Consider the following 24,902-nt stretch of genomic DNA (forward strand, 5'->3'; position numbering starts at 1 on the left):
GCAGGCGGTCAGCGATGAACGTTGGCCGGTCGCGGCCCGACGTCGGCCCCGCCAGCTGGGAGATCCCGCTCGCCGCCGCCCTGGTGTGGGTGACGGCCGCCGCGCTGCTGCTGCCGACCGGCCGCGCGGCCGCGGCACTGCTGGTCGGCGGCGGCTGGGTGTGGCCGCACGAGTCGGCCGCCCTGGTCACCTCCGTCGCCGGCTTGCTCACCGCCGATCCCACCGCCGGACTGGACGCCGCACAGATGGCGACGCTGCCGCCGCCCGCGGCTGTGTACGCCGTCATCGCCGGGTGCCTCGCACTCTTTTTGGCCGCCAGCGGGGGAGCGGCCTGGGCCGGGCACCGATGGCTGACCGGGCGGTCGGGCATGGCCACCCGCAGCCAGGTCGCCGACGTGCTCGGCAGCGGTCGGCTGCGCCGGGTCGGACCCGTCGTCCGCCCTGATCTGCCCCCGGCTCGCCGGTGCAGGCCTCGCCGCGTGGCGAACACGGACGTGGGATGGCGGCTGGGGGACGCCACCGTGCCCGCCGCCGGGCAGTTGTGGGTGCCTTTCGACCGCACGACCGGCGTCTACGGCCCGCAGGGGTCCGGCAAGACCCTCGACCTGCTCGCCCCTGCCCTGCTCGACGCGCCCGGCGCGGCGCTGGTCACCCTGACGAAGGCCGAGGACCTGCTGCTCACCCTCGACGCCCGGGCCGCCGGCGACCGCCCGGTCGCCGTGCTCGACCCCTTCGGTGCGGTTCCTGGACTGCCGGAGCTGGTGTGGGACCCCGTCGCCGGCTGCGTGGACCCCATGACGGCCGAACGCCGCGCCAAGGCCTTCACCGCCGGCACCGTTCCCGGTGCGGTCACCGGCGGCACCACCGACTCGGCGGCCCGCTTCTACGCCTTCGAAGCCGCCAAGGTGCTCCAGGGCTACCTGCACGCCGCCGCGCTGACCGGCCGCACCATCGAGGACGTCTTGGAGTGGGCCGCCCACCCCCAGGCGGCGACCCAGCCGGCCGACGTCCTGCGCGCTCATCCGCACGCCGCGCCCTTCTGGGACGGGCTGCTGCACGGTGCTCTGCACGGCGACTCGCGCACCGCCGGAAACACCGCCACCACGGTGCAGCAGGCGCTGACCCTGTTTTTCCAGGCCGACATCCGCCGACGGTGCACTCCCGGGCCCGGCCGGCCGGCCACCGACATCGCCGCGCTGCTCGCCGCCGGCGGCACCGTCTACCTGCTCGGCCGCGAGGATCCCTACGCCTCGGCGGCCCCGCTGATGACGGCCCTGGCCGAGCACGTCCTCGACACCGCCCTGCAACTGGCAGGCGACGCCCCGACCGGGCGGCTGTGCCCGCCGCTGCTGGCCTGCCTGGACGAGCTGCCCTCCACCGCGCCGCTGCCCACCCTGCGCACCCGGATGGCCAACGACCGGGCCCTCGGGGTCAGCTTCCTCTACGCCGCGCAGACGTGGCGGCAGCTGGTACTCATCTACGGGGAGGACGAGGCCCGCGCCCTGTTCGGGCTCACCAACGTGCTCGTCGCCTTCGGCGGCGGCAAGGACGGCGGCTTCTACCGCGAACTCTCCGAGCTGCTGGGCAGCACCCGGGTCCGGCGCACCTCCTACAGCTACCGGGGCACCGGATGGGCCCGATCCACCCATGGCGAGACCGTGCCTGTGCTGCGCCCGGAAGAGATCCGCCAGCTGCCGCCCGGTCGGGCCCTCGTGGTCGCGGAGAACGCCCCGCCGCTGATCGCCCGGCTGACCCGCTGCCTCACCGGACGCCGCGGCGCGCAGCTGCTGGACGCACAGGCCTCGGCCCGCGACCGTGTCGCCGCCGCCCGCGAACACACCACCAGCGTGGTCGACCGCACCGGTCGCGCGCACGCCGCGGCCGCTCGCGCAGGGCTCACCCCGGTCGAGCGGGGCCTGCGATGACCGTCTCCCACGTGGCCCTGCCGTTCCCACCGCCGCCGCGGGAGATCCGCCGGGCCTTCGAGCAGCTCCGGCAGGCCGAGGACGCCGGCCTCGAGCCCGCCGGCCTGCGGCTGCTGGACCGGCCCTGGGAGCCGGCGACCTGCTCGGCTCATCTGCGCACCCGGCTGTGGCCGTGGCTGGACGACGTCGCCGCCTGGCTCAACCACAGCTACGCCTGGCAGACCACGCAGGCCATCCCCTCCTGCTGGCCCGCCCATCCCCACCTCGTGCACGAGCTCGCGGTCCTGGCCTGCCTGCGCGCCACCGCCGCCGACGCGGCGGCTCCGCACGCGCTGGAGGAGTGGCACCGATACGCGCTGCCGGCCTTCCACGCCCGCCTGGCCGAGCGGCTCGGCATCGGCTGCCCACCCGGCCGGCACACCGATTGGCCCGCCCGCTCCTGGGCCGCCGAATACAACAGCCCGCAGGCGACCGCAGCGCGGCAAGCGCTGTTCGGTGGCGACCTGCGCGCCGCCACGACCGGTCGTACTCCCGAAGCGGCAGGAGGCCAGTGATGCGCAACGGATCACCGTCCGGCCGCGGCGAATGGGTGTCGCTGCTCGCCGGCGTGCGGATCAGCCGCGGCTGGATGGTCCGGAACACCCCCGACCTGCTGGCTGCCTGGTGCGACGCCGCGACCGCCGAGGGCCGCCGCGCGATCGCCACGCGCATCCTGCAGATCGCCACCGACCTGGAGAGCGAACCCGAGCGCGACGATGCAGCCACCGACCCGGCCTGGCGGCAGCTCGTGGCCCGCATCGACGCCCGCCTGGTCCGAGGCCCGGACTGGCTGCCGCCGGCAGCCGCGCTTGCCCGCGCCGCGACGGCCGGCTACGACGTGGCCGCCCGGCTGCCCGCGCTGGCTGCCGCCGCTCCACTGCCCGTCCGGCACCCCGCCCGTGAGCTGCACTGGCGGCTGCTCGACGACTGCGCCGCCGCCCTTCCGACGCGCGCTGCCACCGGTCACCGCTCCTCCAACGCACACAGCCCGGTCGGTCCTCCACAGATGTCCCGCAACACCCCCGCAGCCCACCGCGGCGACGCAAGCGTCGACAGAACCAACCCCGTGAGGAAAGGACGTGCCCCATGACCATCGACACGGTCAGCGACCCGCTCGGCTATGCCGCCTCCCTGCTCGACGCCGTCGGCGCCGACCGGGAGCAGGTACCTGCCGACATCGCCTTGGAGTGCCTCTACGCCGCAGAGCTCCTCGAGCTCGCCGGCGGACGCACCCAACCGGTCCCGCTGATCGACGGCGACCCCGCCGCCAGCATCCGCGCAGCGATGGGCGCACTCGGCCTGCTGGACGAGCGCACCTTCGCCAGCACACCGGTCCTCGACGCCGCGCGCGCCGCCCGCCGTGCCTTGCGACGGCTGGGCTGAGCGGTGGTCACCACCCTGCGGCAGCTGCTCGACGGCCTCACCGAGCGAGCCGGCGCCCGCCCCGCGGCGGCGACCATCGAGGACGTCAGCGGAGCAATGGCCCACCTCGGCCGGGCGCTGTCCGGACTGGCCGAAGACGGGCTCACCCCCGGCGACAGCTACCGGCAGCGCAACGCCTCCGCACTGGCAGCCGCCTGCATGACCGCCGGCCGGCTGTGGCCGCACAGCGGCGGGCCGCTCACCGACCTCGCCGGTGCCGCCGCCGACCTCATCGGCCGCGACCGGGCCGTCATGGGCCGCTCCCACCGCTGGGCGGCCACCGTCGAAGTGGCCGAGGTAGCCGACCACTGCGCACGGCTCGGTCGCCGTCTGCTGCCGGAGGCGGCAGCTCCCGAGCTGGACGTCGTCCGCCAGTGGGCCGCCACCATCGAGCGTGACGCGCAGGCTGATCCGCCGGCCGCCGCCGCTTCCGTGGTGCTCGAGCGTCTGGTTCACCTGTCGGGCCCGCCGTCCGGAGAGGCCGAGGTGACCGTCCTGGACGCCGCCGCTGGCCTCCTGGCTGCGCTCGACCGTGCACAGCGAGCCGACGACCTGACACTGCGGGACTTCCGTGCCGCCGTCGCCGCCGCCGAGCTCACCAGTCGCTACGCCGCCGTCGCCGCGGGCATGACCGGAAGGGACGCCGGACCGCTGCTGGTCGCCGGGCTCGGCTGGCAACTTGCCGGTTGCGCCAGCATGGTCTTCCACGACGGACGCCGAGGAGCGCCCGGCGACGGCGGAGGCGTCGTCGCGTCGTCGCAGGCGCTCGTCCGCGCCCTGCACAACGAGGTCGGCGCGCCCACGCGCTTTGGCGAGCCACATGGCCCTAGGACGCTCGCGGACGTGGCAGCTGCGGTCCAGCAGGTCGCGAGCCACATGCCGGTCCTCGCCGACCGCCTCACCATGGCGGTCGAGCACTGGTCCCGCACCGGCCAGCTGTTCGCGAACGCCCGGGACCTGCCAGCCATGGAAGCCATGCCTGCGGACCGGATCGAGGCGGTGATCGCCGGACGGCACGTGCGGGCCAGCGGCGCCGACCTCCACCGCCTTCGGCAGGTCGTTGGTCGGGCCGCTGACCTCTCATCGCGACTGGCCGACGCGCTGCACCGCGCCTCCAGGACGGAGTCAGTGGCGCAACGGCCCTCAACCGACCGGCGTGAGCGGAGAGCGCAGGTGCCGGGCGATGCCGAGCGCCTGCTCAGTCGCGCCCACGCCGTCGACTGCGACAGCCAGGGAATCCGGCTGCTCCGCGCGTCGCGACAAATCCCACCGTCCCGATAGCCGATCCTCGCGCGGGCGCGCGCAATGGGGCGCCTGTCTGGTGATACCTCCCATCGCGGCGGACAGGCCGCGGGGCGACTCTTGACCGTTGTGCGCGCCGCCGGTGTGCGCCGCCGCTAGGGTCGGGTGCCAGGAGGCGCATCGAGTGGCGAAGGAAACTGCACATCGGATCGGGCACGAGGGCTTGCACGAAATCAAGGAGTGGCTGGAGGCCACGACGCGGTTCGCGTTCTCGTACACAGTGTGGGACAGCGAGCCCATGTGCACCCGTGAGTGTCCCGACGGAACCAAGAAGGCGCTCGACCTGGAGGGGAACACGGTGGGAGCGCCCTACGAGCGGCCCCGTCCGGTGAGCGTCGAGTGCAAAAAGTACACGACTGTCGGTGGTCAGGCGGAGGGTTACCGCGAGTTCCTGGCCGTCGCGTACGCCAACACGGTGCACACGATCGAGTCGATGGGAGGTGACGCCGAGCGAGAGTTCCTCTGGGTGACGTACCACCCCTTCTCCCAGACGAAATGGAATGAGCTGGTGAGTGTGACTCACCTGCGGGGATGCGTTGAGGAGTACGCCAGCCTCCTCGACGGAGCGGTGATAGACGATGACCTGTTATCCAAGGTCGCACAACGGATTGGGGTCCTGGTGGTGCACCAGCGGCAGGTGAACCTCCGGCTGACCAAGGATGAGGCGGGGTTGGCGTTGTACCACCTGCGGAAAGAGGGGTACCGGGCATGAGCACTTTCGTGGAGCAGATCTCAGCCGCGCTGGACACTTCGGATGCTCAGGAGGCAGGGCGCCGGGTGCATCAGGTCGTGGCGCAGGAATTGCGCAGCCTGGACCCGACTGCGACGACCGATATCACCGGCTATTTCAACCACTCGTACGTGCCCGATCTCATTATGCAGTGGGGCAACGGGCGGGAGGCATTCGAGCGGCCTGTCTTCCTGCGGCACTCGTTGCGATCGGGCCGCGCATCCGGCGACTTGACGGACTTCGACCGGACCGACCTCACGGCGTTTTACCTCTCGCTGGCCCCGGAGGAGCCGGAGGAGGAGACCCAGCGAGTCCGCGCCCGTGCCAGAGAACACCGTGAGAGCAGAGTGCTGGTCACCACGGTGGCCGCACTCGACGACCTGACCCCGACCACGGCGACTCCAGACCCGGTGTTAGGGCTGGTGAGGTCCAGCATCGTACGTAGTGCGAAGGGCGCAATCCTCGGATCCGATGTCGAGAACCTCGTCCTTCCTCGTGACCGGCAGATCACGCAGGCGGAGTTGGACGCGTTCTCCGAGACCGTCTCGTCGGTCTTCACCGAGGACGCGGTGCTTCGCATCAACCGCGTGTTCGGCATCGTCGAACAAGCCCTCGCAGAGGAGCCGAGTCCCGAGGCGCTGTTGCTGTCGGGTCGGCTTAGCGAGACCGAGATTCGTGAACTGGTGCCCTACCTTCTCGGCCTCGAAGGCGTGACCCGCGATCGTGACTTCTGGGTGGCCGTGGCGCGGTTGATCGACCTAGCCGAGATCGAGCGTATGTGGAACCAGTTCGCCGGCCTCGACCTGACGCCGCTGGCCTCCGCGGCCAGCGGGCTGTGGCGCGCCAAGCGCGTACTGATGAGCGCGCGGTCCGAGGCGATCGACGACGAGGACTTCGACCGCACGCCCCGATGGTCCGTAACCGGCAACCTCCTGTCGGCCGAGGTTGGTAATTGGCGGCTGACGTTCGCCAATAAGGCCCAGAAGTTGAAGACCGCAAATCGCAGCCTGACGTCTGCGCGCTGGGACGACCTCCTGCCAAGCTTGCAGACATACACCGTGACGGCAGTGGACCTAAGTGGCGTTACGACGAGAAGCCAGTACGGGGCGCAGGAATCGACGCAAGATATGAAGCAGCGCATCGCCGCGTTCATCGAAACCGCAGACGATTCGTTCCACCTGCCCTCCGTGACGGTCGCGACGGGCGTCGGTGACGAACGGTCTGAGATCACCGCTGATTTCACGGAGATGATGCTCGACGCGAAGCCTGCTACCGACCTGGCGACACTCACGCACGCTGCGCTCAGGATCCTGGCGTACCGCTATCCCACCGACGAAGCAGACGTGACCGCGCTGCTCGCGGGCACCCCGTTGCCGGGAGACGAGACGGAGGAGCCTGAGGACAACCCGAGCGGCAGCCACTCAGAGAACTCCTAGAGACACGAGTAGTCGTCGCGAGGACTCTCGACTCTTGCGTTGGAGCCAGCACGCCCCGTGTGTTCGCTCGATTTCTCGGCCGGAATGCCCAAGTCGAGGGCACTTCAAGGCCTGGGCGTGGCGACCGTCAACACAGCGAGCACCGTGCAGTACAGAAGGGCAAGGTGTCGCCAGCGACATCTCTGTGGGGGTGTAGACGTCGGAGCGAGGACTGAACAATCACGGTGAGGGCACGCATCATCTGTCGCTGCATCCTGCATTCTTTGGGACGGTACGCGCATTCCGTAGAAGGATTCCCTACCGGAAGTGGCGCACGTCAGGTCCTGTGCCTTGCGACGGCTGTTCCGTATGAGCCGTCCGGTGATGAATCTCGGATGGCAGCGTCATGCGGAGCGCCTGTTGGGGACCAGTCGTGATCCCGCGAGGCGCAGCGGTGATCGATTCGGTGTCGAGCACGGCCTGGTGGACGGTGCCGGGTGGCACGCCAAGTGCCTCGGTGGCCCGATCAATGTGCGCCAGCCACAGGCTGGGTGGCAGGGCGACAATGATCGCGCCGGCCTCGCGCAGTGCCGCATAGATGTCCGAGTCGCTCCTCTCGCGCAAGGCCGGATTGACGCGGGCGTCGAGCAGGATGTCGGCGAGGCTGCGTGAGGAGTCGATGGCTGTTCGGAGCCCGGTGGCGCCGTCACGGTGGACGAGGTCGGCGGGGTCGAGGCCCTCGGGTAAGGCGAGGCGGCGCGGGGCGTCGCCACGGCTGGTGAGCTGCCAGTAGATGCGCTCGGCGGCCTGCTGACCGGCTAGGTCGTTGTCGGTGGCCACGAGGATGCCCGGACCGTCGGCGCGGATGTGTCGGCCGAGGAGGTCGGCTTGCCGGTCCGTGAGGGCGGTGCCGAGGGTGGCCACGCCGACCGCCTGCCCGGCGCCGGCCAGGGTGAGGGCGATGGCGTCCAGCGGTCCCTCGACGAGAGCCGGGGCGGCTCCAGCGGCGAGCGTGGATCGGTTCTCGTGCAGCCCGAACAGGTGCTCGCCCTTGCGGTACAGGTCGGTGCCTGGAGTGTTGAGGTACTTGGGTCCGGCGCGTTCGTCGTCGCGCGCGGTGGGGTTGCGGCGGGCGATGAAGCCGACGACGGCGCCGTCGTGGTCGCAAATGGGAAAGGTGAGCCGGTCACGAAACCGGTCGATCAGCGCGCCGGTGCGGGCGCGCTGGGCGAGGCCCGCGGCGACCAGTTCGGTCTCGGTGGCGCCGAGGTCGCGCAGGTGGTCGACGAGGGTGGTCCAGCCAGCGGGGGCGTAGCCGGGGGTGAAGCCAGGATCGGCGGTGAGGTCGGTGCCCAGCCGGTCGTGCAGGTAGCCCGGCGCCCAGGAGTCGGCGTAGTGATCGGTGAAGAAGGCGGCCGCCTGAGTGTTGAGTTCGATGAGCCGATCGCGGCCGACCACGGCGGTGGCCCAGAAGTGCTGCTCGAGCAGGTAGTCCGCGTCGTCGGCGGCCTCGACCACGCCGGTGAGGGTGAACGGGTCCGGCGTGAGGTACCGCGGCGGCGACGCCGGGGGAGGGGTGTCGTAGTCGGGGTCGAACGGTGCGTCCTCGTTGCCGGGCGGCCCGTGCGCCGGGTCGGTGGCGGTCCTCGGGACAGGCGCGGGCGGCAGCAGGTGGGCGTCGTCGGGTGGCTGCAAATCGTGTGGCAGCGGTTCGGGGTGCTGCGCGGGAGTTGGGTCGGTGAGGGCGGCGACCCGGAAGACCAGCGCTTCGGCCAGTCCGGTTACGTCGCCGGTCACCGCGGGTGGCAGCCCGGCGAATGCGGCGGTGAGCAGGTCGGCGGGGGACCAGCCGGTGCGGATGCCGGTGGCGACCGCGGCGACCAGCGCCGGCCACGCGGGGTCGGCCAGCACGCGTTCGGCCTGTTCGACGGGCAGCCGGCCCAGCAGGGTGGCGCACCAGTCCGGGCGCGGCCCGGCCGAGCCCTGCGCGGGCACGGTGGCCGGAGTGACGTGGGGCGACAGCCGCCACCACAGGGCCGCGGCGGGCAGGTCGTCGGGCAGGGGACGCTGTGCGGCGACGGCGGCGAGCATGCCGGCGGCATCGAGACCGGCGCGGTCGGCGGCGGCCAGCCGGTCGGCGAGGACCGGCCAGTGCTCGTCGCGTCGGATGCGGGGGTCGATGCCGTCGGCCAGCGCTGCCCACACCGAGCTGTCCCGGGCGGGAGCGGCGGCGGTCACCGTCTCGTCGAGTCGCGTCTGGGATCGGCGTTCCGGAGCCGGCCGCCGAGGCGGTCCGGTGGGGCGCCGGTCGCCGTGGGGAACGGCGAGTGCTGCGCGCCAGACGGCGAGATCGGTCCGCAGTGCCTCGTGGTCCGGGTCCAGCAGGCGCTGAGCCCAGACCGGTGCAGTGGCCGAGGTCATCTCGATGACGGCGGAGGCGACTCGTGCCGCGCAGGTAGTGACGTGATCCGCGCGGGCGGCGAGGTAGGGACCCCACTGCGGATCGTCGGCCAGGGCGGCCGGGATGCCGGGCAGCCACGGCAGCGGGCCGACGGGGTCGAACTCGGGCAGCCGGTGGTCGAGGACGGCAGCGGGGTCGTTCGCCGTCTCCAGTTCCCGCGCTTCGACCGTCGTCCTCAGGACGACGACTGGGTCGGCACCGGTGAGTGCGAGCAGCGCTAGATGTCCGCGCAGCGCCGGCCACGCCGGCGCGCTGGTCAGCCCCGGGTGCAGGCGCTCGGCGGCGTCCTCCAGTTCTTCTGCAGTCGCAGCATCCAGGCGGTGGTCGGCGGCGACGCGCAGCGCGTCGGCGTACCGGGTGGCGGCGGAGTGCAGTTGCTCGGCCGGGTTGGCAAGCGCCCGGCGGGCGCCGACGGCGGAGGTCTGGGCGCCGTCGCGGGCCAGCATGTCGGCCAGCAGGTCGGTGGCGGTGGGCGGGAACACGGCGGCGGGGGTCACGATGCTGTGCGGATCGCCGTCGCCGACGGTGGCCACATACAGGTGGTTGGCGACGCGGCCGCGGGAGAGCGCGACGTAGAGCAGCTGCCGGGACTCGCCGCCAGCGAGCACGGTGTGGCAGACGTCGGCGGTGACGCCCTGGGCGCCGTGCACCGTGGTCGCGTAGCCGAGCTGCACGTGCTCGGCGACGTAGCCCGCCGGCAGGGTGATCCGCCGTCCGGTGCCGGTGTGGACGACGTCGAGTGCGCCGTCCCGGCCGACGCCCTGGACGGTGAAGCGGTCACCGTTCTTCACCCACTCGGTGGCGGTGATCGGCAGCCGTCGGTTGTTGGCGCGGGTGATGACTCGGTTCCCGGCCCCGGCGCGGGTGCCGTCGGCCAGCTCGACCTCCGCACCCGGGGAGGAGGCAGCGCCTGCCAGCCGGTCGGCCCGCGCGCGCTGGTTCAGCTTTGTGACCACGTCCCGGGTGGCAGCCAGCAGCAGTGCGTCCATGCCGCGGGCGGAGTCGGCCGCCCAGGCGGCGTAGGCCTGCTCGGCGCAGGCGGACAGGTCCCCGACGTGCACCCGGCCGGAGTCGAGGTAGAAGCCCAGCCCGAGGGTGTCGCCGTCCCGGACGGCGACGGTGGCCGCGGCCTCGGCCGGGTCGGTGAAGCGGACCAGCTGGGTGAGGGTGACTGCGCCGTGGATGGCGGCGATCTCGGCCAGCACGCCGCCGGCGGCGACCGAGGTCAGCTGCTGGTGATCGCCGACCAGCCGCACCGATCCATCCCGCCCCAGGACGTGCTCGACCGCGCGCCCCAGTTCCCGGGTGCCGGCCATGCCGGCCTCGTCGACGACGACGAGCGTGGTCGGTCCGATGCCGGCCATCCAGTCGGGCGCCTGCCCGGCGTCGAGGCACCAGACGAGCTTGGCCAGCGTGTCGCACGGTGCTCTCAGGGACTCGCGGAGCCCGGCGGTGGCCACGGCGGACGGCGCCAGGCCGAGCACCGTCCCACCTCCGGCGGTCCAGGCGCGTGCCAGGGTCGCCAGCGCGGTCGTCTTGCCCGCTCCGGCCGGGGCGAGGGCCAGTTGCACCCGGGCGCCGCTGCCGGCCAGCTCGCGCACCAGCTGAGCCTGGCCGGGATTGAGCTCGGCGCCGTTGGCGGTGGCTTCGAGCAACGCCAGCTGCACGGTGGCGGGATCGGCACGTCGTCCGTCGCTGCGGCCGGCGGCTCCCAGGAGTAGCGCCTCGGCGTCCAGCACCGCCTGGCTGGTGTAGAGCTGGGCCCCGGCGACGGTGTAGACGCTGGCCCCGTCCGAGCGGCGCAGCTCCGCCGGCTCGACCACGGGATCCGACTCACCCAGCGGAACGGACAGAGCGGGGGAGAGCGCCCCCTCGGTGACTCGGGTGACCGCGGCGTCCACGTCGTCCGGTGCCAGGGCGGCGCCTCGCACCACCCGTTCGGCCTCGGCGCGCACGTGCCAGACCTGCCAGGTGGCCTGCGCTGCCGAGACGGTGTCCAGCACCCGGACGGCGGCCAACCGAACCCAGACCTCGGTGACCCCCGGGCGCGGGGACGCGTGAGCGCCCAGCACGCGGCCGAGCATCCGGGTGATGCGGTCTGGGGCGCCGAGGACGGCGGCGGCCTCCTGCCGCCAGGTGGCCCGCTGCTCGGCGAGGGAGCGAGGCTCGTGCTTGGGGCCGCGGGTCTCCAGCGTGGCCTGCTGCGCCAACGCGATCGCCTCCACCGCTGTGGGCGGCCGGCCGTGGTCGCGCTGGAAGTCGCCGGCCAGCACTGCGCGGCGAGCGTCGATGTCCCGACGCCGCGACGACCAAGCCGTCAGGAGTCCGTCCTCCATGCCGACGATCTCGCGCACCGTCCGCCGTCCCGAGGTGGGGCCGGGACGATCGGTGAACCGGACACCCAGGCGAGTGACCAGGTGGGCCTCCAGCCGGGTGTCGTAGCGCTCGGAGGCGGCGACGGCGGCCTTGTGCAGCACCCGCCCGTCCAGTGCCCGCCAGTGCCCGTCGCGGGTCTGCACCTTGTTGCTCACCGCCACGTGGCTGTGCAGGTCGGGGTCTCCGGCGCGGGAGTCGCGGTGGGTGAACACCGCGGCGATCAACCCGGTGGTCTCCACCTGTCGCACCCCGTCGGTGCCCAGCCGGGTGAGACTCGCGTTGGCTTCCAGCCAGGCCAGGGCGTCGGCGACCGCGTCGGCGTGGGCGGCCTCGACCTGCTCGGCCACCTCCCGCGGCGCCAGCGCCCACAACGCCGACACCGACTTGACGGGGGAGAACGTGAGGTCGTAGCCGGCCACCGCCGTCGTGGCCGGCCGTGAGACCCGGGCGAGGAACCCCGACAACTCGCGGGCATCGTGCGGTGCGCGGCCGTAGGTCTCGGCGAACATGGCCCGGCCGAGGTCGCTGCGAATCCGCGCTCGTTCGTCGTCCGGGACCGGCGCTGTGGCCGGCTCCCCGCGGGCAGTGTTGAAGGCGGCGAACTCCTCCGCGCAGCGGGTTCGGAACCCGTCGGCTTGAGGAGCGAAGACGTAGAAGGCCCGCCCCAGGGCTCCTGCCGCCCGTGCCTCCTGCGGCGTCTGTCCCCGGGCCAGGGCCTCCTTCTCGAGCCGCCGCGCGTCGGGATGCCGCCCTTCCCCGAAGAGCGCCTTCATCTGCTCTTCAGCGACGGGCTGACCGGCGCTCACTTCGCTGAGCCCGGCCAGGCCGTTGCCGGTCCACCTCCCCGGGGACTCTCCGCGCTGGGAGTAGTAGTCACCCAGCCCGGCGTGACCCCGCTCCGTCGCGTCGAACGCTGCCACCTGCCGCGTCAGGTACGTGTAGCCGTCGCCGGCGGTCAGCTTGTGCAGCGTCATCACGGCCGCGGACGGTAGGAAGGCGGACTCCACTACGGCTGCCGCACTTCTCCAGTAGCTCGATGGTGGGAGAGGGGCGGCCAGGGCCCCTCGACGATCGCGCGAACGTGGACATGACGCAGATCCCCGCCCACGACGACCAGGGCTTCGCTCGGCGAACCCTCAGGCCCCACCTGGGCGTGGCCGCCCGTCACCCGCAAGCAGACTGCGACGGACGGGCTGCCCCAGATGCAAGACGTGTGACGGCTCGTGATCTTGACTTCTCCCGCTGGGTCGGGTTTGGGATCCACGGACTGTCAAACGATGCGACTGACTCGCCCAGGAGCCAAGGCGAGCGACTCTCACCGTTGAACAACAGGGACACGACTTGAAGTCGACAGGCGCCGATGCGCGGCAAGAGTCGCCTAGGTTTACGGTCCTGGTTCGTTCCGACGAGTGGCGCACGTGACCGCGCCAAGGGAGGAGGACGATGACGGCCAGTTCTGGCGTCGGCGTTGAGCGTCCCTCACATACCCGGACGCAGCATGCAGTTCGTCTCCTCGTGCTCCTCGACCGGACGGGCGAGGACGTGACCGACGGCGACCCGCCAGTTGCAGTGAAGGCTGTACGCAGCGAGGTGCGCTTGCAGGCCATGGACTTCTGGATGCGCAACCCGGACTACTTGGCTGATGAACTCATCTCACAGGTTGAGGAGGGCAAGCTGTCGGACTCGTACCTGCAGGTCGCGCATCGTCTGCTGGAGGACCCCGAACCGGACCTGCATTACTACCCGATGCCGCGATGGTTCTACGGCGCGTACGAGGCGATCGATGACGCGATGGCCCTATTGGAGACGTACCGATTGGCCACGTTTCGGCGTTCTGGGGAACCCGGCACAAAGAGTCACCGCAACCAGTTGTTTTTGACCTCTGCCGGCGCGGACGCTGTCGCGGAATTGGCAGGTGATCCAGTATTGGGCTGGTACACGCATCAAGCCGAGCTCGTGGCGCTAGTCGCCGGTGACACGGTCGGAAGCAAGCTGAAGGAACGCCAGTACGAGCAGGCGACCTATGCCGGAACGGAGTTGGGTCTGGACATTGCGCCGATTGCCGAACACGTGCGGAAACGCCTTGATGGTCATATTCTCCCCGCGGCGGAGACATCTGGGGGTGGCATGTGAGCTCTCTTGCTGACGAGATCGTGAAGGTCCTCGGGCGTCGCCGGAAGGAGGGGCGGCTCGAGATGACGTCCGCGGAGGTGGACCGGGTCCTTGAAGACCTGGGGATCCCCACGTCGGCGTCGAAGGGTGTGCCGGTTCACCTTCGTGTAGCTCGGATTTCCTTCCGGGGGACGAAGCGCCTAGACCCGTCGCATCCAGATGCCGAGGGTTGCGACCTCGAGGCGATGGACACCGGCGACGAGCAGCTGTCCTTAGCTCTCGACGAGCCCGCCAAAGCCGTACGAGCGAACGCCGAGACCGGTGGGGTGCCGTCCGGCGGCGGTGAGGACAGGGAGGGTGCGGAGGGCGACGAGGCTGAGGAGCCGGTTCTCCGTGCTCTGGTCCCGTTCGACTTCACGTGGCGGCCGATCGATGGGGTGAACGGTGTCGGGTCGGGCAGCAACCTGCGCGGTAAGTCCAGCATCGTCAACGTGCTCCTGTGGTCGCTATCCGGCCGGTGTGCGGAGTTCTCGGTGGCGGTGAAGCGGTGGATCGAACATGTCGAGGTCGACTGGGGCGTCGGCGCTGAGACATTGCGGGTGGCCTTCGATGCCGACAACGGCGAAGTCAGTAGCGGCACGGTGACGATTGTCAAAGATGATGGAACCTCGGGAACAGTTCTCGCTTCATTCGACGGCGGGTCGTTCGAGGACGCAATGAGTTCGGTCATGTTGAGCCGCCTTCGCTTGGAGACATTTACCGTCTCGCAATCAGGGAAGCCGGTGACGCACAAGTGGGCGTCGTATGTGAACGCACTTTGGGTGCGGCCCAAATACCTAAAATCGATCATCGGCAAGGAAGCGACCCTCAGCGTCCGGCTGATGCAGATGTTCATCGGAACGGACTGGGTGCCGGTGCTGGCGACCGCTGCGACGATCTCTGGAACGTTGGAGGCAGAGAAGAAAGCCGCCCAGGAGCGGACGAAGGCCGCGACCGCGGCGGTGGAGACCTTCAGGGATGAGGCGTTGCGGGCAGTCGAGGGGGTCAAGGCGAGAATGGCCGCACTCCCCGAGGGCGTCCCCGACCCGGCGAAGATTTCCGAGGCAAACACCAAAATCAGCAAACTGGCTCGCGAAATGCACGCGCTCGAGATGGATCTTCTAAGACGTTCGGTGGCGGCCGACACCGTGCGGCAGCAGCTAAAGGCTGCGAAGGCGCGCCGTCATACTGAACACGAGCACGCGTTGTTGACGAAGTTCTTCCACCAAATGGAACCGACAGTCTGCCCGCGGTGCACTGCCAACGTGACCGTAGAGCGGCGTGCTGCTGAGTCCGATGAGCACCAGTGCTCGGTGTGCAGCAGCGACCTGAACTTGGAGGCGCTTGAGGCGAACGTCGTGGTCGCAACCTCAGTCGGCGCCGGCGTCGCCAGCGTTTTGGTCGAGTCCACAGCCGATGCAATCGAGATGAGCGAGGAGGGGGACGCGCCGACAAGCGAGATCGACGCGCTTGAGCAGGCTCGCGTCAACGTCGAGAGCGTGATGGCGGGTCTGCGTGAGCAGATCAACGAGTTGCAGGCCACCCACGACGAACTCGTAAAAGAGACCGACCTGGGTACTTCGCTGTTGGAGGCGGTGGAGGGGCGTCGGCTGCTGGAGCTGGAGCTGGCTCGGGCCGAGGGTGCCGCCGGCGCACTCGCCGAGCCGGTCGCGCCGGTGGACGCGGCCCCGGTCGACCCCGTGCAGCTGGCAGTCGCTGACGCCGCCCAGAAGGTTCTCAGCGACTGGGTGAAGGGCCACCAGGATCCGCTGCTCGCAACTATCTCGGCCGAGATCGAGCGCCTTGTTGTGAACTTTGGGGCCGACAGCTTGAGCAACGTCAGGCTAGATGGCGCCGCGAACATGACGTTGAGGCAGAACGGGGACCCGTCGACGTACGGGGCGGTCTCGGCGGGAGAGCAGTTGCGGTTGAAGATTGCCACCGTAATCGCGCTCATCAAGCACGGGTACGCCGAGAAGATCGGTCGTCACCCGGGGTTTCTGCTTCTGGACTCGCCAGCGGCCGAGGAGATGCCGGACGGAGACTTGGCCACCATGGTCTCGGCCCTCTTGGAGGTAGCCGAAGAGGCGCCGATGCAGATCATTGTCGCTACCCGAAGCACTGGCCCGCTCGTGGAACTGCTGCCCGAGGAGAACCGGCTGATCGCCGACGGCGACAGCTTTGTGTGGTGATTTCCAACCTGACTAAGTCGGTGGCCCGAGGACCGTCGGTCGAACAGGCCAAATTCGGGAGGGGGCCAGATGTGTGACACCGGTGCAGTGTCGCTCGCCGAGGCTGTCCTGACACTCGCGCAGCAAGCCGGCGGCGGGCCCTTCCCACATTCGGTGGTGACCGACCTCGGGGGATGGGCAAGGATCGCCTCGGACGCCGCGAGCCTCACTGGCCAACCGGTTCTTCCGCTCGTCGCCGCCTTGGTAGCCAGGGAGGCCCAGCCCGGTGACACCGACGCTGCTGCAGCCGCGGAAGCCATCGCCGACGCTGTGGTCGCCACTACCCAGCCGTCGCTCCTCCGGGACTCGCTCGATGCGCTGTTGGACAGCGCTGTCGTCACCCAGGCTGCCGGCGCCAAACTCGTCGCAGGGCTCGAGCCGATCGCCGCCGGCTTCCTTGCCCGTGAAACGCCAGCGTTCGCCGACCTGGCATCTGCGGACGCTCTTGAGGCCATGACCCGTCTTGTTGCTGCCGGGCACGGATCACACTTCTCACTGTTGGCGCTGCTGCAGAAGTTCAACGCTCCGACGACCGCCCCCATGTCGCGCGCAGTCATCCGTTCGGTGAGCACCGCCATTGACGTTTGGCCCGAAGCGGACGCGCTGGTCGACGTTGTCCGTGTCCTCGGTGGCGTCGACGCGGTGGACGGTGGTGACCCCGCTCTCGTAGCTGACGTGGAGTCAGATGCCGCATGGGTTCTTGCGATGGCTTCCCTGCTCCGATCGTTGCGCGCGCCTTCGGTGCAGGGCATGACGCCGCACCTCGAAGACGCAGCTAGATTCTTCGGAGTAGCCGCCAACGCTCACCAACGGCCCGATGCTGCCCCGATGCTCGGCATCGTCGAAGCTCTTGGCGAGCTGGTCAAAGGCGTTGTCTCCAGTGATGCGATGGGCGCAATGGCTACAACGCCGCTTTCGGCGAACGCGCTCGCTGTTGTTCGCGACCAGATTCTGAGATTCAGGGTCGACTCCAGCGGCTTGGACCATTGGTATGGCGACAACAAGCGTGCGGCCCTCAGTGCCTGGTCCGCGCTCGCCGATGACCTCGAACGGATGGGCAGTCAACTCGGCAAGGATGGCTTCTATCAAGCTGAGATCGTTGTCCGCGACCTCCTTGCCATCTACGTCAGCTCGAGAACATTTCGCGTCGGCACCCGCGGCGCCGAAATCGTCGGTGTGCAGGACCTAATTCAGCCAGTCATCGACGACGGCTTCGCCAGCAACGCCAGCCACCTGAGCAACCTCGAGGAGTACGCCTCTGATCTTGAGTCGCAACGTGGCGGCGATAAGGACGATGAAGAGGCGACTCAACTCCACGCTGCCCGCAGCATTATCGCGATGGCACGACGCGCAGCAAGGGGAGTTGAGGCGCCGGGAAAAGCCGTCCGCGGCGTCCCGCCCTCGACGCTGCCACCTCTGCTTGGACGATTGATCCCATCTGGCTCGATTGACGAAGATCTGATCGCCCAAATCTCACCGGACACGCTCGCCGCCATAGAACACCAACTTGATCACGTTGCATCGGGACGGTCGCACCTGAACCTCGCGCAGCAGGAGCTATTCGACAAGCTACGCGCGGCGCTGTCGACGAGCCCTGATTACAAAGACGAGGTTGTGTCGGCCGTAGACGAAGTCTTACTGCTCATCATCAACTTCGTAGCCAGTAGAACCGGATCTTCGGCTGGCCATTACGGCTACTTGTTCGATGTTGCGGCAAACGAAGACGCGATTCACGAAGATCTCTACGGCTACCTTGTCGGTAACCTCGGCAGTCGGGTCGAGTACGAAGTGTCGCATGTCGGAGGGGGTCGGGTCGACATTCGTTTGAAGTTTAGTACCTTTGCCCTCCACGTCGAGATGAAGGTGGACAGTACGAAGCTCCCGATGAGTGATCGAACTGCGTACTTGAAGCAGGCGGCGACGTACCAGGGTAATGACGTTCGCATCGGGTTCCTCATCGCGCTGCGACATAAGGCGTTCGACCCCACCGGTCCCCCGCCGCATATCAAATCACTGATTGGCCACACCGCGTTCGACATTGAGGGCGACCCGGAGCCGCGCCACATCATTCACGTGGCTGTGCCGGGAAGTCGGACCAACCCTTCCAACTCTAAGTAGGCGGAAGGGGCACGCCGACTCGCCGTGACGGTATTCGGCCGGAACCACTGTCATCGAGGGCTGGACCGTGTCCCTCGACATGGGAGCGGCCCAGCGGCGGGCCGTTAGGGACATTCAGACGCCCGGCCATCCACTTGTCGCTTAAGGAGGGCCTTGCATGGGCGGCGGTGCCGAGGCCGACGTGGTTGCGGTTCTGGTTGCACTTGTGCGCCTTCGCCCCGGTGCACCAGCGTATGCGGTCGTACGAACGGCACGTCAAGTGGCCTACGGAACGGTCGAGATCTTCTGAGCGAGGTCGTGACGGCCTGGCAGTGAGGGAGAAGCGGCGAGTGCGAGGGAAGCCTGCGCAGTTCCGCGTGAGCGCGTAGGACTTGGGCACCCGGCGAGGTGGCAGCCCGTGCCAGCGCTAGCCGTTCCCAGTAGGCCGCATGGCGCCTTCCGCAGCACGATCGGAGGTCGGCTCGACGCTCCTTCTCTGCCGGCTGATGCCCGCCTGCCACTCGGAGTCTCATGCCGGCAAGCACTCGGGTCGTGCCTTACGCGTGCCTCAAGCACCGGCCAAAGCGGGCAGTCAGCGGTCAACAGGGGTCAGCGCCGGCAGGGCACAGGAGTGGCGCCGAGGCCGCGTTGAGCTGCGCAGACGGGCATACGAGCTGGTCGATGCGTGGAGCGGGTGACCGGGATCGAACCGGCATGGCCAGCTTGGAAGGCTGGGGCTCTACCATTGAGCTACACCCGCATGCGTGCTGCGCCAGCCTAGTCCGTGCCCTCGCCGTGGCGTCCGCAGGCCGTCGGCCTAGACTCGCCGTGGCCACGGGGTGTAGCGCAGCTTGGTAGCGCACCTGCTTTGGGAGCAGGGGGCCGCAGGTTCAAATCCTGTCACCCCGACACTGCCGCGAGGTCTGGAAGACTCGCGGGCACGATCGGCCGCCGTCCCACGGAGGCCGCGCCCATCCCGTCGTACCTGAGGAGCACGCCGCTGTGAAGAGCACCATCGAGAACCTGGGCCCGACCCGGGTCCGGCTCGCGATCGAGGTGCCGTGGAGCGACCTGGACCACGCCTTCGGTGAGGTCTACAAGGAGCTGGGCAAGCAGGTGCGCGTTCCCGGCTTCCGCCCCGGCAAGGTCCCCAACCGCGTGCTCGACCAGCGGATCGGCCGCCCGGTCGTCCTGGAGCAGGTCGTCCAGCACGCCGTCCCGGAGGTCTACTCCGAGGCGATCCGGGAGAACCAGGTCCGCGTCATCAGCCAGCCCGACGTCGAGGTCACCCGCCTCGAGGACGGCGAGGCCCTCGCCTTCACCGCCGAGGTCGACGTCGCCCCCACCCTCGAGCTGCCCTCGCTGGACGCGCTCGCCGTGACCGTCGACGACGTCGAGGTCACCGACGAGGAGATCGACCAGCAGGTCTCCGTCATGCGCGAGCGCTTCGCCACCCTGGCCGGCGTCGAGCGCGCCGCCGAGGACGGCGACTACGTCTCCATCGACCTGGCGGCCACGCTGGACGGCGAGGTCCTGGAGGACGGCAGCACCACCGGCATGTCCTACGAGGTGGGCGCCGGCAACCTGATGAACGGGCTGGACGAGGCCCTCCGCGGGCTGTCCGCCGACGAGAGCGCCACCTTCTCCACCGAGCTGCTCGCCGGCGACCAGGCCGGTCAGCTGGCCGAGGTGACCGTCACGGTCCGCTCGGTCAAGGCCAAGGAGCTGCCCGAGCTGGACGACGAGTTCGCCTCGATCGCCAGCGAGTTCGACACCCTCGCCGAGCTGCGCGAGGACGTCCGTACCCGGCTGGCCCGGACCAAGGTGCTGCAGCAGGGGGCGCAGGCCCGCGACAAGCTGGTCGAGCACCTGCTCGAGACCATCGAGGTCCCGGTGCCGGAGAAGCTGGTCGAGCAGGAGCTCAGCTGGCGCAGCCAGGCCATGGAGCGCGAGCTGCAGCAGGCCGGCATGGACTGGGACGCCTACTTCTCGATGGCCGAGGTCGACAGCCGCGAGGCCTACGACGCGGAGATGCGCGAGAACGTCGAGAAGGCCGTCAAGACGCAGTTCGTCCTGGACTCGATCGCCGACGCCCGCGAGGTCACCGTCGACAACGAGGACCTGTCGGCGCAGATCATGGCCCAGGCCCAGCGCAACCGGGTCAGCCCGGAGCAGTACGCCCAGCAGCTGCAGCAGGGCAACAACATCGCCGAGTTCGTCGCCGACGTGCGCCGCACCAAGGCGCTGGCCCAGCTGCTCGAGCAGACGACGATCACCGATGCGTCGGGCAACGTCGTCGACCTGGAGGCGCTCCGCCCGCGCACCGTCGCCGCCGATGACACGGCGTCCGACGAGCCGGCCGCGGACGGCGACGACGAGGTCGTCACCGACAGCGAGTCCGCCGTCGACGAGGCCGAGGGCAGCACCGACAAGGCCTGATCCACCCGGCTGACCAGCGCCGCCCACACCCGCCCGGGTGTGGGCGGCGCTGTCGTTGGCGGACCCGGTCACCGGTCTCCTCCGGGGCACGCTGCGCCCAGGGCGAACACCGGCCCGGACCGGGAGGAACCCGTCGGGGGTGCGCGTTAGGGTCGACGTGACACTCGGGAGAACCTGATGGGCGATCGAACGAGGCCGCACTGGCGACCGGCACCGACCGGCCGTCCGCGGCCTCACCGACCGCCCCCCGACCACCGGCCAACCCGTTCCACGAGACCGACTGCACCGCAGTCCTACGGAGGTCACCGCACCCGTGAGCAACCCAGACCTGATCACGCCGAGCGCGCCGCTGCTGCGCGCCGGTGGGTCGATGATGAACCTGAACGACTCCGTCTACGAGCGCCTGCTGCGTGAGCGGATCATCTTCCTCGGCACCCAGGTCGACGACGTGATCGCCAACCAGCTCGCCGCCCAGATGCTGCTGCTGTCCGCGGAGGACCCCACCCGGGACATCCACCTCTACATCAACTCGCCCGGTGGCTCGGTGACCGCCGGCATGGCGATCTTCGACACGATGCAGTTCATCGACTGCGACGTCGCCACCTACGCGATGGGCCTGGCCGCCTCCATGGGCCAGTTCCTGCTGACCGCCGGCACCAAGGGCAAGCGCTACTCGCTGCCGCACACCCGGATCCTGATGCACCAGCCCTCCGCCGGCGTCGGTGGCACCGCCTCCGACATCGCCATCCAGGCCGAGCTGTTCCGGAGCACCAAGAAGCAGCTGAACGAGCTGCAGGCCCAGTTCACCGGGCAGACGGTCGAGCAGATCGAGAAGGACTCCGACCGCGACCGCTGGTTCACCGCGCAGGAGGCCCTCGAGTACGGCTTCGTCGACCACGTGGTGACCCGCGCCGACACCATGACCCAGACCGACAACCCGGTCACCGACGGACCGGAGAAGTGACCATGGCTGACTTCCAGATGCCGCAGAGCCGGTACATCCTCCCCTCCTTCGTCGAGCGCACCAGCTACGGCATGAAGGAGTCGAACCCGTACAACAAGCTCTTCGAGGAGCGCATCATCTTCCTCGGGGTGCAGGTCGACGACGCCTCGGCCAACGACGTGATGGCCCAGCTGATCACGCTGGAGTCCAACGACCCCGACCGCGACATCACCATGTACATCAACTCACCCGGTGGCTCGTTCACCGCGCTGACGGCGATCTACGACACGATGATGTTCGTCCGGCCCGACATCCAGACCGTCTGCATGGGCCAGGCCGCCTCCGCGGCCGCCGTCCTGCTCGCGGCCGGGACCAAGGGCAAGCGCCTGGCGCTGCCGTACTCGCGGGTGCTGATCCACCAGCCCTCCGGCGAGGCCGGCGGTCAGGTGACCGACCTGGAGATCCACGCCAACGAGATCGAGCGCGTGCGCACCCAGATGGAGTACATCCTGGCCCGGCACACCGGCCAGACCCAGGAGCAGGTCCGCAAGGACATCGACCGCGACAAGATCCTCACGGCCGAACAGGCCAAGGAGTACGGGATCGTCGACCAGGTGGTCACCAGCCGCAAGCTCAACGCGCTGCCCGACCTGGCCGGCTGAACCCCGCCCCCTGAACGGGGGGGGGGGGCGACGGGGCCGGTGCGGGCCGAGGGTGCGCGTGTCGCGCTCTCGGCCCGTACCGTTTCCCCAACCCGTCCAGGCGGCCCGCGCCAGCGTCTCCGCCGGGTCACGGGGGAGTGCCGAGACGGGTGGTGCGGGCCGGGCGACCAGGGTGAGTTCCTGCCCCGGAAGGTCGGACCAGCCGGGTAGGTTCGGCGAACACCCGATCCCCGGTCGACACCGCAGGGACGACGGACGCCACGCATCGACGGCGTCGACGAGGGCACACGAACGCACATACCGGGGACGGCGACTCCGTCGTCCCACTCGAGGTGGAGGTCAGCCAGGTGGCACGTATCGGTGAGAGCGGCGACCTGCTCAAGTGCTCCTTCTGCGGGAAGAGTCAGAAGCAGGTCAAGAAGCTCATCGCTGGCCCCGGGGTCTACATCTGCGATGAGTGCATCGACCTCTGCAACGAGATCATCGAGGAGGAGCTCTCGGAGTCGTCGGACCTCAAGTTCGACGAGCTGCCCAAGCCCAAGGAGATCCACGACTTCCTCGAGCAGTACGTGATCGGCCAGGACCAGGCCAAGCGCACGCTCGCCGTCGCCGTCTACAACCACTACAAGCGCGTGCAGGCCGGCGGTGACCGCGCCGCCCGCGACGAGGGCGTCGAGCTCGCGAAGTCCAACATCCTGCTGATGGGGCCGACCGGCTGCGGCAAGACGCACCTGGCGCAGACCCTGGCCCGGATGCTGAACGTCCCCTTCGCCATCGCCGACGCCACGGCGCTGACCGAGGCCGGCTACGTCGGTGAGGACGTCGAGAACATCCTCCTCAAGCTCATCCAGGCGGCCGACTACGACGTCAAGCGGGCCGAGACCGGGATCATCTACATCGACGAGGTCGACAAGATCGCCCGCAAGAGCGAGAACCCGTCGATCACCCGGGACGTCTCCGGTGAGGGCGTGCAGCAGGCGCTGCTGAAGATCCTCGAGGGGACGACGGCGTCGGTGCCGCCGCAGGGTGGGCGCAAGCACCCGCACCAGGAGTTCATCCAGATCGACACCACCAACGTGCTGTTCATCGTGGGTGGTGCCTTCGCCGGGCTGGACCAGGTCATCGAGGCCCGCACCGGCAAGCAGGGCATCGGCTTCGGCGCCGAGGTGCGCGGCAAGGCCGAGATCGAGCAGGCCAACGCCTTCGCCCAGGTCATGCCCGAGGACCTGATGAAGTTCGGGATGATCCCCGAGTTCATCGGCCGCCTGCCGGTCATCACCAGCGTGCAGAAGCTGGACCGCGAGGCGCTGATCAACATCCTCACCGAGCCGAAGAACGCCCTGGTGCGCCAGTACCGCCGGCTGTTCGAGCTCGACGGGGTGGAGCTGGAGTTCACCGACGACGCCCTCGAGGCGATCGCCGACCAGGCCATCCTGCGCGGCACCGGTGCCCGCGGCCTCCGCGCGATCATGGAGGAGGTGCTCCAGTCGGTGATGTACGACGTGCCCAGCCGCGAGGACGTCGGCACCGTGGTGATCACCCAGGACGTCGTCCTCGAGCACGTGAACCCCACGATCGTCCCGCGCAAGCCCACCCGCGCCCCCCGCGAGAAGAGCGCCTGAGGAAGGACCCCGTCCTCCTCACCCCTCGCACGCTCGGGGCGAGCCTCTGGACGGGGCCGTTCAACGGCCCAGTCGCCGCCGGACGACGGTCTCGATCTCGTGCTGGCAGGCCGTCGGCTCCGTGGTCAGCCGGTGGTAGCTGTACCGCAGGCTGACCCAGCCGAGAGCTGCCAGCGCGGTGTCCTTGCGCATGTCACGCTCGCGCGCCTCCCGGCTGCCGTGCCACCTCTCGCCGTCCAGCTCGACGCCGACCTCCGCCTGCAGGTAGGCGGCGTCCAGGTCCACGTACCGGCCGCTGGGCAGGAACACCCGGTGTCGCTGCACGGGCGCCGGGATGCCGGGGATCCGGAGCACGTGGGTCACCCCGAAGACCTCCAGCTCGCTCTGGCAGCCGCCTTCCACGAGGTCGAGCAGCGAGCCGAACGCACTGCGCCCACCGTGCACGAGCTGGCGGGCCGACACCCGCCGGAGGTCACCGACCTGGACCTCCCGTTGGCGCACGCACTCGATGAGGAGGTGCCGCACGAGGGGTTGCTCCTGGTCTGCCCGCGGGTTGCGACGCGGGGAGTGTGCCCAGCCCCAGGCGTCGACCAGACTGCGGGCGACCGGCAGCCGGGGTGGCGAGAACCCCTCCGTCGGGCCGATCGGCAACTCCGAGCGGTGGACGACCACGTCCCGGCAGCCCCGCGGGTTCCGGTCGGCCGGCACGGTCACGTGGATCGGCCCGGCGGGCGGTGGGGTGAGATCGGCCGCGGCCAGGGCGGACAGGTGGCTCAGCGGCCCGCGTGCCCAGAGCGCGGCCGCCTGCGCCCTGACCGACCACTCCCGGGCGCGATCCGGCAGGACCACCACCCCCGCATGCGCGAGCAGCAGCTCGCCGCTGTCGAGCCAGCGGCTCACGCTGCTCGAGCTGGTGGCGAGGGTCAACTCGTCGCGGCGGGCGACGCCGTGGGGGAGCAGCGGGGCGAGCTCGTACATGCCGGGCAGGCTGCCCGAACCCCCGGCCGCCGCGTCGAGTCCCTGTGGACGACCGTCGGGAACTGAACACCGGCGGCCCAGACCGGATGGGTTCTGGGCCGCCGGCGTT

General features: G+C 69.8%; 16 protein-coding genes and 2 tRNA genes. 15 read left to right on the plus strand and 3 right to left on the minus strand.

Annotated features, from left to right (window positions below; translation table 11 throughout):
• Nucleotides 1-14: 14 nt before the first annotated feature.
• From Q1A09_RS15450 to Q1A09_RS15480, 7 genes are all read left to right on the plus strand, one after another.
• A complete protein-coding gene (locus Q1A09_RS15450; protein ID WP_299956581.1) occupies nucleotides 15-1,925 on the plus strand; it encodes a type IV secretory system conjugative DNA transfer family protein in 1,911 nt (636 codons plus the stop codon).
• Nucleotides 1,922-2,479 carry a hypothetical protein gene (locus Q1A09_RS15455; RefSeq protein ID WP_299956586.1) on the plus strand — a complete coding sequence of 186 codons (558 nt, stop codon included), beginning with the start codon at nucleotides 1,922-1,924 and terminating at the stop codon, nucleotides 2,477-2,479. Before Q1A09_RS15450 ends, Q1A09_RS15455 begins: the two co-directional genes overlap by 4 nt.
• Nucleotides 2,479-3,054, plus strand: a complete 576-nt coding sequence (locus Q1A09_RS15460; RefSeq protein ID WP_299956589.1) for a hypothetical protein — start codon at nucleotides 2,479-2,481, stop codon at nucleotides 3,052-3,054. Before Q1A09_RS15455 ends, Q1A09_RS15460 begins: the two co-directional genes overlap by 1 nt.
• On the plus strand, nucleotides 3,051-3,347 hold the full coding sequence (locus Q1A09_RS15465; RefSeq protein WP_299956592.1) for a hypothetical protein: 297 nt from the start codon (nucleotides 3,051-3,053) through the stop codon (nucleotides 3,345-3,347). The genes Q1A09_RS15460 and Q1A09_RS15465 overlap by 4 nt, the downstream gene beginning before the upstream one ends.
• A gap of 3 nt (nucleotides 3,348-3,350) precedes the next feature.
• Nucleotides 3,351-4,667: a hypothetical protein gene (locus tag Q1A09_RS15470; RefSeq protein WP_299956595.1), complete on the plus strand. Its 1,317-nt coding sequence runs from the start codon at nucleotides 3,351-3,353 to the stop codon at nucleotides 4,665-4,667.
• A gap of 145 nt (nucleotides 4,668-4,812) precedes the next feature.
• On the plus strand, nucleotides 4,813-5,400 hold the full coding sequence (locus Q1A09_RS15475) for a hypothetical protein (protein WP_299956598.1): 588 nt from the start codon (nucleotides 4,813-4,815) through the stop codon (nucleotides 5,398-5,400).
• Nucleotides 5,397-6,854 carry a hypothetical protein gene (locus Q1A09_RS15480; protein WP_299956601.1) on the plus strand — a complete coding sequence of 486 codons (1,458 nt, stop codon included), beginning with the start codon at nucleotides 5,397-5,399 and terminating at the stop codon, nucleotides 6,852-6,854. The genes Q1A09_RS15475 and Q1A09_RS15480 overlap by 4 nt, the downstream gene beginning before the upstream one ends.
• Nucleotides 6,855-7,151: 297 nt before the next feature.
• Here the strand turns inward: Q1A09_RS15480 and mobF are convergent, their stop codons facing one another.
• Nucleotides 7,152-12,644: a MobF family relaxase gene (mobF, locus tag Q1A09_RS15485; RefSeq protein WP_299956936.1), complete on the minus strand. Its 5,493-nt coding sequence runs from the start codon at nucleotides 12,642-12,644 to the stop codon at nucleotides 7,152-7,154.
• Nucleotides 12,645-13,212: 568 nt separating this feature from the next.
• On the opposite strand from mobF, the gene Q1A09_RS15490 reads away from it, so the two are divergent.
• From Q1A09_RS15490 to Q1A09_RS15500, 3 genes are all read left to right on the plus strand, one after another.
• Nucleotides 13,213-13,803, plus strand: coding sequence for a hypothetical protein (locus Q1A09_RS15490; protein ID WP_299956604.1), 591 nt, complete (start codon nucleotides 13,213-13,215; stop codon nucleotides 13,801-13,803).
• Complete coding sequence (locus tag Q1A09_RS15495; protein ID WP_299956607.1) at nucleotides 13,800-16,013, plus strand: hypothetical protein; 2,214 nt, start codon at nucleotides 13,800-13,802, stop codon at nucleotides 16,011-16,013. The genes Q1A09_RS15490 and Q1A09_RS15495 overlap by 4 nt, the downstream gene beginning before the upstream one ends.
• 87 nt (nucleotides 16,014-16,100) lie before the next feature.
• Nucleotides 16,101-18,170, plus strand: a complete 2,070-nt coding sequence (locus Q1A09_RS15500) for a hypothetical protein (protein ID WP_299956610.1) — start codon at nucleotides 16,101-16,103, stop codon at nucleotides 18,168-18,170.
• Nucleotides 18,171-18,835: 665 nt separating this feature from the next.
• On the opposite strand, the gene Q1A09_RS15505 is transcribed toward Q1A09_RS15500, so the two are convergent.
• Nucleotides 18,836-18,909, minus strand: a tRNA-Gly gene (locus tag Q1A09_RS15505).
• A 75-nt stretch (nucleotides 18,910-18,984) separates the two neighbouring features.
• On the opposite strand from Q1A09_RS15505, the gene Q1A09_RS15510 reads away from it, so the two are divergent.
• The 5 genes from Q1A09_RS15510 to clpX all read left to right on the plus strand — a co-directional run bounded on the left by Q1A09_RS15510 (nucleotide 18,985) and on the right by clpX (nucleotide 23,815).
• Nucleotides 18,985-19,058 (plus strand) — tRNA-Pro (locus tag Q1A09_RS15510).
• 93 nt (nucleotides 19,059-19,151) lie between these two features.
• The gene (gene tig / locus Q1A09_RS15515; RefSeq protein WP_299956613.1) at nucleotides 19,152-20,588 is read left to right on the plus strand and encodes a trigger factor; all 1,437 of its coding nucleotides are present in this window, start codon (nucleotides 19,152-19,154) and stop codon (nucleotides 20,586-20,588) included.
• A 370-nt stretch (nucleotides 20,589-20,958) separates the two neighbouring features.
• Nucleotides 20,959-21,552 (plus strand): ATP-dependent Clp protease proteolytic subunit, encoded by a 594-nt coding sequence (locus tag Q1A09_RS15520; protein WP_299956938.1) that lies wholly within the window; start codon nucleotides 20,959-20,961, stop codon nucleotides 21,550-21,552.
• A gap of 2 nt (nucleotides 21,553-21,554) precedes the next feature.
• Complete coding sequence (locus Q1A09_RS15525; protein ID WP_299956615.1) at nucleotides 21,555-22,193, plus strand: ATP-dependent Clp protease proteolytic subunit; 639 nt, start codon at nucleotides 21,555-21,557, stop codon at nucleotides 22,191-22,193.
• 347 nt (nucleotides 22,194-22,540) lie between these two features.
• Entirely contained in the window at nucleotides 22,541-23,815 is a 1,275-nt protein-coding gene (gene clpX, locus Q1A09_RS15530) for an ATP-dependent Clp protease ATP-binding subunit ClpX (protein WP_299956618.1), read from the plus strand.
• 60 nt (nucleotides 23,816-23,875) lie between these two features.
• On the opposite strand, the gene Q1A09_RS15535 is transcribed toward clpX, so the two are convergent.
• Nucleotides 23,876-24,793 carry a DUF559 domain-containing protein gene (locus Q1A09_RS15535; protein ID WP_299956621.1) on the minus strand — a complete coding sequence of 306 codons (918 nt, stop codon included), beginning with the start codon at nucleotides 24,791-24,793 and terminating at the stop codon, nucleotides 23,876-23,878.
• Between the last annotated feature and the right edge of the window lie 109 nt (nucleotides 24,794-24,902).

This window comes from uncultured Modestobacter sp. (genome assembly GCF_947486615.1).
Taxonomy (GTDB): Bacteria; Actinomycetota; Actinomycetes; order Mycobacteriales; family Geodermatophilaceae; genus Modestobacter.